Source organism: Caldisericum sp. (genome assembly GCF_049967455.1).
GTDB classification, from domain to species: Bacteria; Caldisericota; Caldisericia; order Caldisericales; family Caldisericaceae; genus Caldisericum; species Caldisericum exile_A.
In genome coordinates this window covers 1-15,241 of the sequence record NZ_JBMFSR010000026.1, presented here as the reverse complement: position 1 = coordinate 15,241, position 15,241 = coordinate 1, and the positions used below count along the sequence as shown (strand labels likewise).

General features: G+C 33.5%; 13 protein-coding genes. 8 read left to right on the top strand and 5 right to left on the bottom strand.

The window, feature by feature from the left end:
* The first annotated feature begins 241 nt into the window (after nt 1-241).
* On the top strand, nt 242-979 hold the full coding sequence (locus ACP5SP_RS06050; protein ID WP_424587063.1) for a metallophosphoesterase family protein: 738 nt from the start codon (nt 242-244) through the stop codon (nt 977-979).
* On the opposite strand, the gene ACP5SP_RS06045 is transcribed toward ACP5SP_RS06050, so the two are convergent.
* From ACP5SP_RS06045 to pth, 4 genes are read right to left on the bottom strand one after another with little or no spacing between them, the layout of a single operon-like run.
* The gene (locus tag ACP5SP_RS06045; protein ID WP_424587062.1) at nt 962-2,029 is read right to left on the bottom strand and encodes a lysylphosphatidylglycerol synthase transmembrane domain-containing protein; all 1,068 of its coding nucleotides are present in this window, start codon (nt 2,027-2,029) and stop codon (nt 962-964) included. The two genes, ACP5SP_RS06050 and ACP5SP_RS06045, sit on opposite strands and share 18 nt — an antisense overlap.
* Entirely contained in the window at nt 2,019-3,071 is a 1,053-nt protein-coding gene (locus ACP5SP_RS06040; protein WP_424606987.1) for a MazG family protein, read from the bottom strand. Before ACP5SP_RS06040 ends, ACP5SP_RS06045 begins: the two co-directional genes overlap by 11 nt.
* Nucleotides 3,055-6,357, bottom strand: coding sequence for a transcription-repair coupling factor (gene mfd / locus ACP5SP_RS06035; protein ID WP_428076236.1), 3,303 nt, complete (start codon nt 6,355-6,357; stop codon nt 3,055-3,057). The genes ACP5SP_RS06040 and mfd overlap by 17 nt, the downstream gene beginning before the upstream one ends.
* Nucleotides 6,354-6,923 carry an aminoacyl-tRNA hydrolase gene (pth, locus tag ACP5SP_RS06030; RefSeq protein WP_424587059.1) on the bottom strand — a complete coding sequence of 190 codons (570 nt, stop codon included), beginning with the start codon at nt 6,921-6,923 and terminating at the stop codon, nt 6,354-6,356. Before pth ends, mfd begins: the two co-directional genes overlap by 4 nt.
* Nucleotides 6,924-7,029: 106 nt before the next feature.
* Here pth and ACP5SP_RS06025 point away from each other — a divergent pair, with 106 nt between their 5' ends.
* Genes ACP5SP_RS06025 through ACP5SP_RS05995 form a run of 7 tightly spaced genes read left to right on the top strand, consistent with a single transcriptional unit; the run spans nt 7,030 to nt 14,026 of the window.
* Nucleotides 7,030-8,196, top strand: a complete 1,167-nt coding sequence (locus tag ACP5SP_RS06025) for a hypothetical protein (protein ID WP_428076235.1) — start codon at nt 7,030-7,032, stop codon at nt 8,194-8,196.
* The gene (locus tag ACP5SP_RS06020) at nt 8,196-8,594 is read left to right on the top strand and encodes a type IV pilus modification PilV family protein (protein WP_416084980.1); all 399 of its coding nucleotides are present in this window, start codon (nt 8,196-8,198) and stop codon (nt 8,592-8,594) included. The genes ACP5SP_RS06025 and ACP5SP_RS06020 overlap by 1 nt, the downstream gene beginning before the upstream one ends.
* The gene (locus ACP5SP_RS06015) at nt 8,572-9,114 is read left to right on the top strand and encodes a PilW family protein (protein ID WP_428076234.1); all 543 of its coding nucleotides are present in this window, start codon (nt 8,572-8,574) and stop codon (nt 9,112-9,114) included. The genes ACP5SP_RS06020 and ACP5SP_RS06015 overlap by 23 nt, the downstream gene beginning before the upstream one ends.
* 7 nt (nt 9,115-9,121) lie before the next feature.
* Nucleotides 9,122-10,585 carry a pilus assembly protein PilM gene (pilM, locus tag ACP5SP_RS06010; RefSeq protein ID WP_428076232.1) on the top strand — a complete coding sequence of 488 codons (1,464 nt, stop codon included), beginning with the start codon at nt 9,122-9,124 and terminating at the stop codon, nt 10,583-10,585.
* Complete coding sequence (locus ACP5SP_RS06005; protein WP_428076230.1) at nt 10,582-11,142, top strand: hypothetical protein; 561 nt, start codon at nt 10,582-10,584, stop codon at nt 11,140-11,142. The genes pilM and ACP5SP_RS06005 overlap by 4 nt, the downstream gene beginning before the upstream one ends.
* Nucleotides 11,139-12,815: a GspE/PulE family protein gene (locus tag ACP5SP_RS06000; RefSeq protein ID WP_424606994.1), complete on the top strand. Its 1,677-nt coding sequence runs from the start codon at nt 11,139-11,141 to the stop codon at nt 12,813-12,815. Before ACP5SP_RS06005 ends, ACP5SP_RS06000 begins: the two co-directional genes overlap by 4 nt.
* Entirely contained in the window at nt 12,812-14,026 is a 1,215-nt protein-coding gene (locus ACP5SP_RS05995) for a type II secretion system F family protein (protein ID WP_424587095.1), read from the top strand. Before ACP5SP_RS06000 ends, ACP5SP_RS05995 begins: the two co-directional genes overlap by 4 nt.
* A 31-nt stretch (nt 14,027-14,057) precedes the next feature.
* Here the strand turns inward: ACP5SP_RS05995 and ACP5SP_RS05990 are convergent, their stop codons facing one another.
* Nucleotides 14,058-14,867 (bottom strand): class II glutamine amidotransferase, encoded by an 810-nt coding sequence (locus ACP5SP_RS05990; RefSeq protein WP_428076228.1) that lies wholly within the window; start codon nt 14,865-14,867, stop codon nt 14,058-14,060.
* Nucleotides 14,868-15,241 lie beyond the last annotated feature (374 nt).

Below are 15,241 nucleotides of genomic sequence, written 5' to 3'. Positions count from 1 at the left end.
AAGTTAGAAAGGGGGTGTCTCCCTTTCTAATGGTTGATGGGGGACTTTTACCCCTTCGAGTAATAAGAAATCTTCCCCTTTTGGGAAATTTCGAAGGGGTTAAAAAACCCTTCGATTAATGGGGATTCTTCATTGTAATAATTTTTAAAAATAACAAATCAAGATTATTTTTGCATTTTATTTATTATCTCAAGCAAAGCGAAGGTGAGGGGTTTTCTTAAAACTCTTATATAATTGAAGTATGAGAATTGCGTTTGTGTCGGATATACATTCGAACATTGAGGCATTTTCCGTTGCACTTGATCTAATCAAAAAAAGAAAAGTCCAAAAGATTATGAGTTGCGGTGATATTGTTGGATACGGCCCAGACCCAGAGGAGGCAATATCCATTTTTATTGAAAATGGAATTGTATCTGTCCGTGGCAATCATGATTCAGGTGTTGTAGGGGATTCAATCCTCTACGAATTTAACGAGTATGCAAGACTTGCACTTATATATACCAAAAGGAACATTTCGAAGGCAAGTGAAAATTACCTGAAGGGCTTACCTACAATGATTGAAAATGATGATTTTACTATTTTTCATGGATTTCCAAATCCTAAAAATCCTTTTAGGTATATCCTAAGTGAATTTGATGTGATGGAGGCTTTCTCGTATATAAGGACCAAAATTGCATTTTATGGACATACACATGTACCTTGCATTTGTAGAAATTCGCCTGAAAATATAATCGAAGTATTACCTCTATTAAGGCAAACAAAATTTAAGTTGGATAAGGATTATAGATATCTTATAAATGTTGGAAGTGTTGGACAACCAAGAGATGGCAACCCAAAAGGCGCATTTGTTATCTACGATAGCGAGGAATATTCTATTGAATTTATTAGATTCTCGTATAACATCGAAAAAGTTTACCAAAAAATAATAGAAAGAAACTTGCCTTCTTATCTTGGTGAGAGATTATTTACTGGATTTTGAGGGTTTCTTTCTACTAAATAGTGTATCTAAAAATGTGGCAATTCCTCCTGCAATGAGCAAGAAATAATGAGTGAAAAATCTCCATGAAATAATGAATGTGCCTATCAAGGGGTTTGGTATGAGGCGAGAAAATAGTGCAAGAAGTTCAATCTCTGCTGTGCCGCTTCCACCTGGTGTTGGAATATATGCGGATGAGATATAGAAGATAATTGCAGTAATCACGATTTCAGGCCATGGCGACATAATTCCAAGTCCTCTCATAAGCACAACTGGTGTAAGAAGAATCATTCCCCACGAAAGAAAACTCAAAAAGAACACAAAATATAAGGTATCTCTTTTAAGTGAAAATATCTTATTTTTTGCAAGTTTATAGTCATTTACGGTTTTTTCTACCCATTCAATTGTTTTGTTTCGAGTCCTCTCCTTTACGATTTTTTTTAGAAATCTTGTATTAAGTGCCTTCTGTGTAATAACAAGTGCAAGGTCAGGCTTCAAAATCATAAAAAGTAGCGCTGAGAAAAGTATAAGAGTTATCACAATCCCCGTATTAATAAGGATATTTACTGCTTCTGATATGCCCCATGTAGGTTTTGCAATCAATATCCATATAGGCACAAAGAGAAACGCACTCACTCTTACGAATGTCCCTATAAACATCTTTATCGAAATAATTGCAGCAGAATCACCTGGAGGTATTGCCTTTTCCTTTGAAAGAATGATCATTTGAACAGGTTCTCCACCACCTCCAGCAAAAGGAGTGATTCTTGAGATAAACCCACCTATAAGGAAAATCTTCATGGCCTCTTTCATTTCTATTGAATAGCCGAGTACTTTTGCAACTAATTTTATTGTATAGGCTTCAATAAACCAGTTCAAAAACATAAGGATAAAAGCAAAAGAAATGTACAAAAAATTAAAAGATTTTATGAGAGATAAAAAATCCCAGTTGTGCGTTAAAAGAGATATTAAAATAATACCTATAATACTTGCAAGAATTGCTAAAATTGTATCTCTTACAATTGTATTTTTACTTATAACTTTATCTTTCATTTTTCTTGATTTTTTCCCAGGCTTTATCGATATCTTTTTGATCCTCTTCACTAAGTGATTTAAATTTGCGAACCCGCTCCATAAATTTCTGATATGAAATAAAAAGCGCATGTGCTGGATCAATTTGAAGGTAGCGAGCAAGATTCAAAACTGAAAAGAGTAAATCACCAATTTCCTCTTTGAGTGCATCATCTGAGGCCTTTTTAACCTCGTTTAACTCTTCGAGGATTTTATCGTATATTTCTTCTTTGTTTCTAAATTCAAGGCCAATGTATTTTGCCTCTTCTTGGAGATCTACCGTTGTAATAAAGCTTGCAAGGATTTTTGAAATATTTAGGTGTTTCTTTTTCTTTTTGTTGTTTTCCCAATCATTTAAGACCTCTTCAGGTGATTTTTCCTTCGTCTCTTTGAATACGTGGGGGTGTCTTTCATACATCTTATTAAAAAGTCCCTCTGCTATGCTTTCAAGGGTGAATTCGTTTGTTTCGCTTCCTATTTCTGCATGTAAAAGTATCTGAAGAAGTACATCGCCCAGCTCTTCTTCTACACCTTTTGGGTTTTGCTTTTTAATTTCCTCAATACATTCAAGAGGTTCTTCAACAAGTTCTGGAATAAGACTTTCATGCGTTTGTTTTGAATCCCACGGGCAGAGTTTCCGAAGTGTTCTGATCATAAGATATGTATAATAAAACTTTTCGATGTCTTTATTTATCGTAAGAAAAGGGACGATTTCTTTAAATTTTTCTATTTCGGGTTTTAATTTTTCTGAAATTAAAATTTCGTTTGGGATTTGTTGTCTTTTATAAATATAGAACTTTGCAAGGATTTCATAAAATTCTTCAATGTTGCTTGTGATAATTTGTGTTGGAAGATTTACTTTTTCAAGATATGAGAGGGTTATGAGGATATCAAAGAACTGAGAATTTTTATCAAAATGAAAAACAAATTTGTTACTTTCGATCTGAGTGCCATTTAAAACAACAAAGCACTTTGCATCACTTCTTAAATCTTCATCATAAAAGAAGTTATTTAACCTTTTCATAGCCACTTAATAAGTGTAATACTTTTAGAGTATCTTGCAAGGGGAAGTTAACTTCAAAGGAAATATAGTCTTCTCCAAATTGGATGCTTTTTGCAATTTTTGCGATGTTCATAAGGTCATCCACAGTGATTTTGCTTGTCTTTTCAATAACAATAAACACTCGCTTTCCTTCCTCATAAATTTCTTTTGCTTGAATTTCTCTTGCATGAACCATAATTTCACCAACTGTTAAAAGATTTCTTACTTCAATTGGAGGATAGCCAAACTTATCGATAAGCTCGCCTTCAATTTTTCGAAGCTCATCTATTGACTCTGCCTGTGTAATTTTTCTGTAGTAGTTTATACGTTCTGCATTTAATGGTATGTATGATTCCTTTATATAATAGCTTTCGTTTAATCTTACGGATACCTCTTTTATCTCATTTACGGTTTCGCCTGATAGCTCCTTAATTGCTTGATCCAATAACGATAAGTACATATTATAACCGACAGAGATGATATGTCCGTGTTGTTCTTTACCAAGGATATTTCCTGCACCTCTTATTTCAAGATCCTTCATCGCAATTTTAAGGCCTGCACCTTCTTCTGAAAATTCTCTTATTGCCTCAAGGCGCTCTTCTGCAATTGCACTTAAGCTTTTTTCAGTGTAGAAAAAGTATGCATATGCTTGTATTGATGACCTTCCAATACGCCCTCTAAGTTGGTACATTTGCGAAAGTCCAAAGTTCTCTGCTTCAATGACTATGAGTGTATTAACTGTTGGAATATCAAGGCCATTTTCAATGATTGTTGTTGCAACAAGCACATCGGTTTTTCCCTCATAGAAATCAAGCATTACATCTTCAATAACTTCCTTTCGCATTTTGCCGTGTGCTACAGCAACACGAGTGTTTGTGAGATTTTTTATGAATTCTGCAAAACCAAAAATTTTTTCAATATCGTTATAAACGACAAAGACTTGTCCTCCTCTTTTGATTTCATAATTTATGGCATTTTTCATCACTTCCACATTAAAAGGCATAGTAAATGTTTTAACTGGAATTCTTCCTGTTGGTGCAGTAAGGATTAAAGAAACTGGGCGAAGTTTTATAAGGGAGGTATAAAGTGTTCTGGGGATTGGTGTTGCAGAAAGTGTTAGCACATCAACGCTTGCTCTCAACTCTTTTATGATTTCTTTGTGTCTTACACCAAATTTTTGTTCCTCGTCAATAATGAGGAGCCCTACATCTTTCATTTCAACATCTTTTGAAAGAAGCCTATGAGTGCCAATTACTATATCAATTTTTCCTTCTTTAAGGTCTTTTAAAATCTCTTGCTCTTTTTTCGAATCTGTTAATCTTGAAAGCATTTCAATTCTTATAGGAAATAGACGCAACCTTTCCCTGAATGTACGTTCATGTTGCATCGCAAGAATTGTTGTTGGGGCAAGCACCATTACCTTTTTTCCGTTAAGAACTACTCTGAAAGCTGCTCTTATGGCAACCTCGGTTTTTCCATAGCCAACGTCTCCTACGATAAGTCTATCCATAGGTTCGGTTCCTTCTAAATCAGCATAAACTTCTTCAATTGCCTTCATCTGGTCTTCTGTAAGTTCATATGGGAAAGATAAATCAAGTATGCGCTCTTCCTGCGGATGAGGCTTAAATGGTGGGCGCCTGTAGATTTTTCTTTTTGCCTGTATGAGAAGTAATTTTTTTGCAAGTTCTTTTGCAGATTCTTTTGCCTTTTCTTTTGTTTTTGCCCATTCATTTCCTCTAAGTGAGTTTAGACTTACGATTCTTCTGTCGCCTATGTATTTTTCTACAAAGCCAATCCTCTCTAACGGGACATATAGTTTTTCTCCGTCTCTATATTCAATGAGGAGAAATTCTTTTGGTGGATCTCCTAATTTTGCAAGCCCCCTAAAAATACCAATGCCAAAGTCTCTATGTACGACAAGGTCACCTTCTTTGAGCTCTTCAAGTGAAACAATTTCCTTTGAGGATACAATTTTTTTTGGTCTCTTTGTTGGCTCAATATGGAAGAAAAGCTCCCTATCAGTGAGGACAACAATTTTATCTGATTCAAAGCCTCTATCCAAAAAGCCTTCTTGGACACAGATTCCTAATGCTTCATCAAGGGCTGTTTTATAGGGAAGTTCATATGCATTTAAAATTTCTTTAACTCTTTCTGTATTTTCAGTTTTTATAAGTATTAGTCGCCTATTTTTTTCTTTAATGAGGATGTCTTTTAAATTTCCAAGCATGATTAAACTTTCCGAAAGTTCCTTTGTGTGAAAATCAAGCGCATTTTCTGGGAAATTTCCAAACTCAATTATTTTTTTATTTGAAAGAAGATTATCAATCGTTTCTTCGATGGATTCATAGTCGATTAGATTTCCGTAATTTTCTTTCTGGTTTGTTATAAACTCCTTAACACCTTCAAGGAATTTGTTAATATTAACATCAAAAAAGACGATAAGGTAGTCTCTTGTATAATCAAGAATTGTGCGGTATGTAAAATGGAAGCCATTTTTAAGAAACTTTGGATAGAAGTTAAGGCCGAAATTTCTTGAGTTTTTTAACTCTTCGATATCTTTGAGGACAACATCCTCTACAAACTCATTTTCATTTTTGAGTTTTTGCTGCACAGTTTTTTCAATCTGTTCGATTTCTTTTTCTTCGATGTATTTAATAGAAGAGATTGTTATTTCTTCTATTTTTTCTTCTGCAAGCAAAAGTTCACTTAAGAATGCAATTTTTTCAACACGGTCAAAGTCAAGCTGAATTCTTATAGGCTTTTCATAATTAAAGGGAAATATGTCTATAATTGCTCCTTTTACTGAAAATTCGCCCTGATGCTCAATCTCGAGGACTCTTTCGTAGCCAAAATCGGTAAGAATATTTGTTAAATTTGTTAATGATATTGTATCATTAAGGCTAATTTTAAGTTCTTTAATAGAATCTTCGCTTGGGGTGAAGTCAAAAATGCCTTTAAGTGTTGTTATGATGGTTTTTGAATTTTTAAGATCTTTAATTGCTTTTTTCTTTTTAAAAATGGTTTCTTTGCTTGAATATCCAACTTCATAGGGAAAAAGTCCGAATTCATTAAAAACAATTCCTTCTTTAAAAATTTTTGCAAGCTTTTCGAGATTATCACTTTCAGTTATTATTATTGTTCGTGTATCAAGTTCGTTTATAATAGCACTGAGAACCCCCGTTAATGTCGAATTTATTTTTATATGGCGTTCATTTTTAATGAAATTTATGTAGAAATTTGCATTTTCTACAATATTTTTAAGCCTCATTGGTTAAATTCTCTTTGGGCTACCTCAACGCCTTTTGAAATAATTGTTTCAATTGCCCTAACTGATCTTTTTATGGCATCTGTGATTGCAAACTTTTCATCTTTCCCAAACTCTTCAAGAACATAATTTACAACTTCGTTTTTATTTTGAGGTCTTCCAATTCCAATACGAACCCTTATGATTGGGTCTTCTACAAGTTCCTTTATGGATCTTACACCTTTATGCCCCGCATCTTTCCCACCGACCTTAATTCGTATGATACCCAAAGGTAAATCAAGATCATCGTGAATTACAATGACATGTGTTGGTGGCACAAGAAATCCATCCATAAGTTGCTTTACAGCCCTTCCAGATAGATTCATATATGTTAACGGCTTTGCAAGAATTACATTATATTCATTTCCATCAATAAAAACAGTGCCTTTCCCATAAATGGCATTAAATTTGGCGAAATTTACCTTTATTTTCCATACTTTTGAAAGTTCATCAATTGCCATAAAACCAACATTATGGCGTGTGTTCTCGTATTCTTTTCCGATGTTTCCAAGTCCTATTATCAAATGCATACCAACTTATTATAATCTACTAATTAATTTTGTTAAAAATGTGAAAATTTACTTATTTTATGCTTGATTTTTTTGAGTAGTGTATATAATTTTATCAAGGGGAAATATGAGAAAGGGATATATACTTATAGTTACAACATTCATTATAGCGGCGATACTTACAGGTCTTTTATATGCAACGAATATATGGATGAGGACTCACTCAACTGAACTTTCTGAAATAACACAGCGCGAAATTGCACTTTATGTGGCTCAATATGGTATAAATGAGATGATTTATAATCTTAATGTTGGAGTAACTTACACTAACGGACAATCTATAAGCGGAACTACCCCAAGCGGTTACCAATACACAGCAACCTATTATACAAATGATACATTCGGAGGAGTTGCATACATTAAAGGTGTTGGAACTGCAGGAAATTTTACAAGGACTGTTTTTGCTTCAATTACAAGGGGGACATCTGAAGCGTTTAAATATTGTCTTTATACAAGCAATGGAGGATTTACAAAAACCAATAGCAATGATCCAACTATTACAATGAATAACCCTATTTATGGATTAACCTATAATACAAGCTCAGCGGTTGTGCCAGAACCAGATTTTAACCAGTATACAAATCCAAATAATTATCCTCCAAATACATTTATCCAAATAAACACTAAAAAGAATTATAATTTTACAGTTTTTAACTATAAAGATAAAGTTGTCTTTATTAATTATACGGGGAACAACCCTAATGGAACGCTTACAGTTGACTTTGGGGATCCCTCAGCAACAAGCATAAATATAACAATTATAACAAATTTTCCCATTGTGAAATTTATCTATTTAGGAACAAATTCTTCGGGGAATTCTGGTAGAAACTTTACTTGGAATTCTGTAAGTTATAATTCAACTACTAAATATCCTGTATTTATTCATAAACCAACACTTACTTCAAGAAGCAGTGTAAATCTTAACCTTGACAATCAAGGAAACGATGGCAAAACTTTTACCATAAACGGGCTTTTTTACTCAAATTCAAATGTATCTATTGCATATGGTGGTAATTATTGGGGTTTTGTTGATTTTAAGGCGTCACTTTTTGCAAAAAGTTTAACGACAGACTGGGATCATTTAGAAACGGATGATGATAAAAATGGCGATGGAAGATTTACAACTGAAACTATTTTTGACTATACTGTTGACTCATACAAATATCCACCACCCTACTTTAACGTGTTTACTGGCTCATCATACCTTGTTCCTTCTTATAGGGAGGAATACTAATGAAAAGAAGGGGTCTTACTCTTATTGAAATGGCGATTTCTATTGCACTTATTTCTATCGTCGTGATATGGTCTTTGAATATATTAACAAATCTTGGGAAGGGTTCTTCCACTTCATCTGATATAGTTATAGGAACAACACTTGCATCTCAAAAAATAGAAGAATTAAAAGGATACAATTATCAAGAACTGTCAAGTCTTCAAACTCCTTTAACAGGTACTTTCCCATCGCCATATGATGCCTTTACTTACAGGATTGATTTCACATCTTCAAGCACTTCTAACGGATATTACATTAGGAGAGGCACAATTTCTATATTTAAAAACGGAAATCTTATTATAAAAATGGATGCAAATTTTGTAAGGAGAGTTTCAGATGGTGCAAATATCGGGTTATAAATTTTTACAATTCAAAAGGGGTTTTACTTTTGTTGAAATTACAATTGTTATTGCATTGATATTAGTGCTTGCAATTCCTATCGGGACTCTTCTTATGAATTATTTAAAGGCAAATTATTTTGAGAGCACTTATTTAAAGGAGCAATACTATGCAAATGTAATTATGCAAGATATTGAGCAAAGGATAAGGCGCGCAGATAATGGCAGTGTAAATTTTTCAAACTACACTCTAACATTTTCTTATACCGATGCAAATCCTGATGGGAGTAAAAAGACTACTATTTACTGCGTATATACACTTCAAGATGCAGGGACAACGAACTCAATTTTTAATAGAGGTATAGGCACATCACCTAATCCAGCAGTTTCTGTTTTTCCTGTGGGTCTTGAGAAGGGTTTAATTCGAGACTTTAATATAACAATTTCAACAGCACCTCCGTATTTTGCAAAGATTGCTATTCAAACTTCGTCTGGTTTTACTTTGACAAATTCAATTTATCTATTAAACTATGAAAGGTAAGGAATCTATGAAAAGGAAATTTTTGGGATTATCAATAAATGAGAATTCGATAAGATGTGTAGCGTTAGAAACAAATAACCAAGATTTTACTGTTAACGCACTTTTTGAGGTTCAATTTGAAAATTTTGATTTGGCTTTAAACGATAAAGAGGTTGTTGAAAGCGTCCGCACATTCTTAAAGAAAATTCGCTATGATGAAGCATCTGTGTCTTTACCTGCAAGTAAAGTCCTTACAAGGATAAAGAACGTCCCCAAGATTCCACCTTCACAAATCGTAAAACTCATTAAAACCGAAATTCGGGATTATGCAATTTTTGAAGGAGAAAATGTATCTCTTGGATTTGCAGAAATTGATAGAAATAGCGAAGGTATTGATATAATTTGGGCTGCAACAAAGGAATCAATTGTCCTTTCCGTTTTGAATTTTTTAAGAAAAATAGGGTTAAAAACACGCAGGATTACTATTCCTCAAATTGCACTTGTGGAATTTATAAATACGTTTTATAAAGAAGAAGATAATTATGCTATCGTGAATGTTGATAAAGATACAACAACATTGACTATTTCAAAAGGAAAAACAATCATTTTCAATTACACTCAAGATATTGGCTTTGAGGCATTTAAATTGAACGATCCCTCATTAAAAGGTGCATGGGTGGGAAATATTGTGTCTTCTTTAAATTATGTCTCAAGGAATTTAAATGTTTCTGTAAAAAAGATCTATGTTTCCGTAAATGACGAAGAAAGTTTTGACATACTTTCCTATCTTTCAAATAGAGTAGGATATCCTGTTATAATGCTTTCAATCCCAGAGGATATTAATTTTGATAGGGAAGAGGATTTTATAAGATACCAAAAAACTGGTGGAAATGAGTTTGCAGTTCCAGTAGGCCTTGCGTTGACTTCAAAGATTAAAAAAGGCGAAAAGAATTACCTTTCAATAACAGAGTATTTTTTGACGGAACATGTCTCAGAGCGGCTTAAGGTAATTGCCACTTTATTGGTTTTTGTTGTTGTAAATGGAGCGTTTATAATTGCTTTTCCTTATTTTTCCTCAAGTTTAAAATCTACAGAGGAACAATTGAGCAGTGTTCTAAAGTCGATAAGCGCGATTTCCAAACCAGTTGAGGACGCAAATAAATTGCAGATTGAATTACAAAAGATAAATAGCACTATTTCAAGTTTAAAAGAGGTAGAAAGCAATATTTACAATATGCCGTATTATTCTATGGTTTTGAGGGAGTTAAAAAGCCTTGCACCAAGCGGTATTGAATTAAGAGAAGTTTCACTTAAGGAAGACGGTTCTGTGGATTTAAAAGGTGGTTCGAATTCCTTTAGAAGCGTGTTCAGTTATGAGGAAAATCTTGCTAATGCAAGATTCATAAAAAATGCAACGATTCTTGAAATAGAAAAAGACAAAGAAGGCACAGAGACATTTACAATGCAAATGCAAATGAGGAATGTGAAATGAAGAAAAAGGTAAAATTCACCAAAATTTTTATCATTTTTGTTGTTATTGAGGTAATTTGTGTTTTAGTTTATGCGGGATATCTTACCTTTAATCTTGCTTATAAATCACGGCAGTTATCTTTGAAGACTGCCGAACTTCAACAGTATGTTGCAACTTCAACTACAATAGAAGCGCTAAAAAATCAAATAAAAAGTGGAAATAAAAGTATGTCTGATATTCAAGCTTCTTTTTTTAATGATGATACACTTTTAAGCTTCTTTAAGGATTTCTATGATGTTTGTAAGAGCAATGGAGTAGAGTTAAGGCGAATTACCTTTTCAAATTTGACAACTGTTTTGGATTCAAAACCTTCTTTAAAAACTCTTCCCGTGCAAATCGATTTTTCATCAGATTACAGGTCTGTTATAAACCTTCTTGATTATCTTGAAAAATACAAGATGCACATTAAAGAGGTTAATCTTTCAATTATAAGAAACGATGGGACTCTTAACTTGGTGTTTTATATTTTTACAAATTCTGAGGTTAGATGGGTTTATGAAGGGAAGGCTGTTCCATGAAAGAAACATTTAGAATAGGTGACATTCTTATAAAGGAAGGGAAAATCACACAAGAACAACTTGAAAGTGCCCTCGAAGAGCAATCAAAAACAGGCAGAAAATTAGGAGAAATTTTAATTGAGAGGGGTTTAATAACACCGACAGAACTTTCAAAAATACTTGAAAAGCAGTCAAATATTCCGTCTGTTAATATTGAAGAGAGACAACTTGATACTTCTCTTGCATCTCTACTTCCCGAAGCCTTTGTAAGGATAAATAAAGTCTTACCTATCGGTAGGACAAATGATTCACTTGAAGTTGCTGTTGTCCCTCCCATAAATCCTGAAGTACTTGAAAACATAAAACTAATCACAGGTTTAAAGGTTAAACCTTATATTATAACTGATGCTGAATTTGAGAGGGCACTAAATAAAATTTATTCCATAGAAACAAAAGTTGATAGAGTGATTTCCACAGTTCAAGGAAGAAAAGAAGAGACAACAGTAAAAGTAATTTCTGAAGTCCCATCTGGCACGGAACCAACTACAGTAAACCTTGCTAATTCTATTATTTCTGATGCGATTAATAGAAATGCATCCGATGTCCATCTTGACCCCGGACAGAATTTCACCAAGGTGCGGTATAGAATTGATGGAATTATGTATGATATCTTAACCATTCCCAAGGACATTTCAGACTCTATAATTTCTCTTTTAAAGGTAAATGCAGGAATGGATATTGCAGAGAAACGCCGCTCACAAGATGGGCATTTCTCAGCTAAGCACGGCAATGAATTTTTTGATTTCAGAGTCTCCTCAATGGGAACGGCTTTTGGAGAAAAGTTAAATATAAGGATTTTAAGCAAACAAAAGTTGTTAATGCCACTTGAAAGATTGGGGATGCTTAAGGAACAATATGATATCTTTTTGAATCTTATAAAGCGTCCTTATGGAATAATTCTTGTAACGGGTCCTACAGGATCAGGTAAAACAACAACTCTATATTCGGCAATTTCAACCCTTAACACAGGAGAAAAAGAGATAATAACACTTGAGGATCCTGTTGAATACAACATCAGCGGAATCGTCCAAATTCAGATAAATGAAGAAGCAGGCATTACTTTTGCAACTGGATTGAGATCAATCTTAAGACTTGACCCTGACATAATTATGGTGGGGGAAATAAGAGATCTTGAAACGGCAAAAATTGCAGTTGAAGCTTCTTTAACAGGACACCTTGTGTTTGCATCAATTCATACAAATGACGCAGCATCAACCCCTGTAAGGTTATTAAATCTTGGGGTAGAACCATATTTACTTGCTTCATCTCTTTTGGGAGTTATTGCTCAAAGATTGGTAAGAGTTATATGCCCTAATTGTAAAAGAGAATATATACCACAGGAATTTGAAAAAGAAATTTTCAGAAGAGAACTTCAAGAAGATATTGAGACCCTTTATTTCGGTGCTGGCTGTCCCATTTGCGGTGAAACAGGATATAAAGGGCGAACAGGAGTTTTTGAAATTATGGAGATTAATGAAACCATAAGAGAACTCATTGAAAAATCAGCTCCTTATAACAAAATTAAGGAAGAGGCAATTAGGTCCAATATGATAACTATGAGACAAGCAGGGCTTATAAAGGTGAAAGCAGGGATAACCACCCTTAAAGAAATAGAAAGAGTTGCAGGCTTATGAGTGAATTTAAGTATGTTGCTGTAGATAAGACTGGTAAAACCGTAAAAGGAATAATCTCTGCGTCAAATAAAAACGAAGTTCATACGATACTTGAGAAAAAGGGTCTTTACCCGCTTGAAATAGTAGAACGAAAAATTCCTAAAATAAAGTTAAACTTGCAATTTATTTCTCGTCGCATTAAAGACGATGAGTTGATTTTATTTACAAGTGAACTTGCAACTCTTTTGCAATCTGGGTTAACAATAGTTGATGCATTACAGGGACTTTATGAACAAGAGGAAAACCCATATTTGCGAAAAATTATTTTACAGATAAAAGAAGATATAGAAAGTGGAACTTCAATAAGTAATGCCTTTAAGAAATATCCACGAGTGTTTTCACCTATTTATATAAGTCTTCTATCAGTTGGAGAGGCAACAGGAAGGCTTGATAAAGTATTAGACGGCTTGTATCAATACCTTGATAGGGATTTAGAGTCAAGAAGAAAAATTTCAAGCGCATTTGCATATCCTAAATTTGTAGTTTTTGTGGTAACTCTTGTTGTTGTGTTTATGCTATCCTTTGTTTTGCCCCGCTTTGTTTCAATGTTTGCATCATCAGGAGCAAAACTACCAACTCCAACTCGTATTTTACTTAATGTAAGTAATTTTGTTCGTTTAAAGTGGTATATTCTTGTGGCTATTGTTGTAGTTGTTTACTTAATTTATAGAATTATATATTCAACGCCAAAAGGAAGAATTTTAATTGATCAATTAAAACTTAAAATACCTCTTTTTGGAAGAATTAGCAAACTTGGAAGTCTCTCTCGGTTTGTTAGGTCGCTTGCGCTTATTAGTGGAAGTGGTTATAACATTTTGGAAGGTCTTTTAATTGCCTCTAACACTTCTGACAATGCCTACATAATTAATGAAATTAAAAATATTGTAAACGATATTCAATCAGGAGAAAGTCTTTCGGAATCTTTATCTCATAGAAGTTTCTTTCCTAAAGTAATGGTCCAGATGGTTTCTGTTGGTGAAAGGTCAGGTTTGCTTGATACTTCATTAACAAGACTTGCCGATTTATGGGATAAATCTATTGACTTTACTTTGAAAAATCTTGCATCGAAAATTGAGCCGACGCTTATTTTAATTCTCGGTGTTATAGTTGGATTTATAGCGCTTGCGATGTATCTTCCAATGTTTACATTACCAAGCCTTATTAATAAATAAGAATTATTGATAATTAAGCGTTGTCTTTGGTTCAAAATTGTTCTTGTTTCATTGAAACTTCATTTGTTAGAAGATCTTGTAGGATGATTATCGTCTCTTTGAATGGCTCATCTCCTATAAGCATTAGTTTTGCTTGAAGTGCTTTGTCAAGATATTGCTGTAATGTGCTTGACATAAATGCAGTTAAACCGTTTTCTTTGATTAGGTAGGTTTTGTAATATTCCCTTTTACCTTTAAAATAGGATGTAATTATTGCATCAATTTTTGAGTGATCTAATAAGAAAGTTATTGTATTAAAGCCACTATTTTCTTTTACAAATTTTGTGCCATTTTTTATAAGTTCCTTTAAGTCGGATATATTTTTAAAATTTCTTGAGATTGCATAGGAAAATGTAAATGAGTCTGAAACGTTTTCGGGAACATTAAATGAGAATTCATCTTCAATAAGAGTTTTATCAAGTGTACCATTATGCATAAAGAAGAGATTTTTTCCGTTTGGCAAAGAAAACATATATGGATGTGTATTTATTAAATCTATGGCTCCTTCAGATTTTAGTCTTACGTGAATTCCAAAAGTAAATCTTTCAAAATGAGTTAAAGTTTCTTTTAATGTTGCAATTTCTAATGGACTTTCAAAGATTGGGTTGGTTTCTTTTACATATACCTTATGTAATTTTTCTCCATTTTTTCCAAATAGAATATACCCAAATCCATCCTTGTGACTTATAGATTTGTCCCCATAAGTATTGTCGGATTCTGATGCTTTGACAAGGGCATCAATAAGTCCATATACAGTTTCAATGTTTTCTTTATTGCTTTCAACAAAAAGAATTCTACACATATTTTATTATATTAGATTTGAAGTTATTGCAAAAGTTTTGAATAAGTGTTTATTTTTTGAAATGTGAAAAAACCGTCATCTTGTCATTGTATTGTAATGTCTCCTCAATACTCCTCAAAAAAGCAGTCATTTCGAACGAAGTGAGAAATCTCAATATTTTGAGGGGGCACTAAACCGCCTTCTCAATACTTCCCCAAAAATAAACCAAAGAATTGTCAATCCGAGGAACGAAGTGACGAGGATTCTCCTCCAAATGGAGGAGGGACACCCTCCTCCAACTCCACCCATACGACGGAGATTCCTCGTGGCTACGCCACTTCGGAATGACAAAAAGAAATACCCTTTTGAATGACAAGAAGAAACATTTTTCTGAA

Excerpts from the sequence above, each read along its gene's own strand:
- ACP5SP_RS06000 (WP_424606994.1), top strand. The coding sequence starts at position 11,139 with ATGAAAGAAACATTTAGAATAGGTGACATTCTTATAAAGGAAGGGAAA.
- ACP5SP_RS06025 (WP_428076235.1), top strand. The coding sequence starts at position 7,030 with ATGAGAAAGGGATATATACTTATAGTTACAACATTCATTATAGCGGCG.
- ACP5SP_RS06015 (WP_428076234.1), top strand. The coding sequence starts at position 8,572 with ATGGTGCAAATATCGGGTTATAAATTTTTACAATTCAAAAGGGGTTTT.
- ACP5SP_RS05990 (WP_428076228.1), bottom strand. The coding sequence starts at position 14,867 with ATGTGTAGAATTCTTTTTGTTGAAAGCAATAAAGAAAACATTGAAACT.
- ACP5SP_RS06020 (WP_416084980.1), top strand. The coding sequence starts at position 8,196 with ATGAAAAGAAGGGGTCTTACTCTTATTGAAATGGCGATTTCTATTGCA.
- ACP5SP_RS06040 (WP_424606987.1), bottom strand. The coding sequence starts at position 3,071 with ATGAAAAGGTTAAATAACTTCTTTTATGATGAAGATTTAAGAAGTGAT.
- ACP5SP_RS06050 (WP_424587063.1), top strand. The coding sequence starts at position 242 with ATGAGAATTGCGTTTGTGTCGGATATACATTCGAACATTGAGGCATTT.
- ACP5SP_RS05995 (WP_424587095.1), top strand. The coding sequence starts at position 12,812 with ATGAGTGAATTTAAGTATGTTGCTGTAGATAAGACTGGTAAAACCGTA.
- pth (WP_424587059.1), bottom strand. The coding sequence starts at position 6,923 with ATGCATTTGATAATAGGACTTGGAAACATCGGAAAAGAATACGAGAAC.
- pilM (WP_428076232.1), top strand. The coding sequence starts at position 9,122 with ATGAAAAGGAAATTTTTGGGATTATCAATAAATGAGAATTCGATAAGA.
- ACP5SP_RS06045 (WP_424587062.1), bottom strand. The coding sequence starts at position 2,029 with ATGAAAGATAAAGTTATAAGTAAAAATACAATTGTAAGAGATACAATT.
- ACP5SP_RS06005 (WP_428076230.1), top strand. The coding sequence starts at position 10,582 with ATGAAGAAAAAGGTAAAATTCACCAAAATTTTTATCATTTTTGTTGTT.
- mfd (WP_428076236.1), bottom strand. The coding sequence starts at position 6,357 with ATGAGGCTTAAAAATATTGTAGAAAATGCAAATTTCTACATAAATTTC.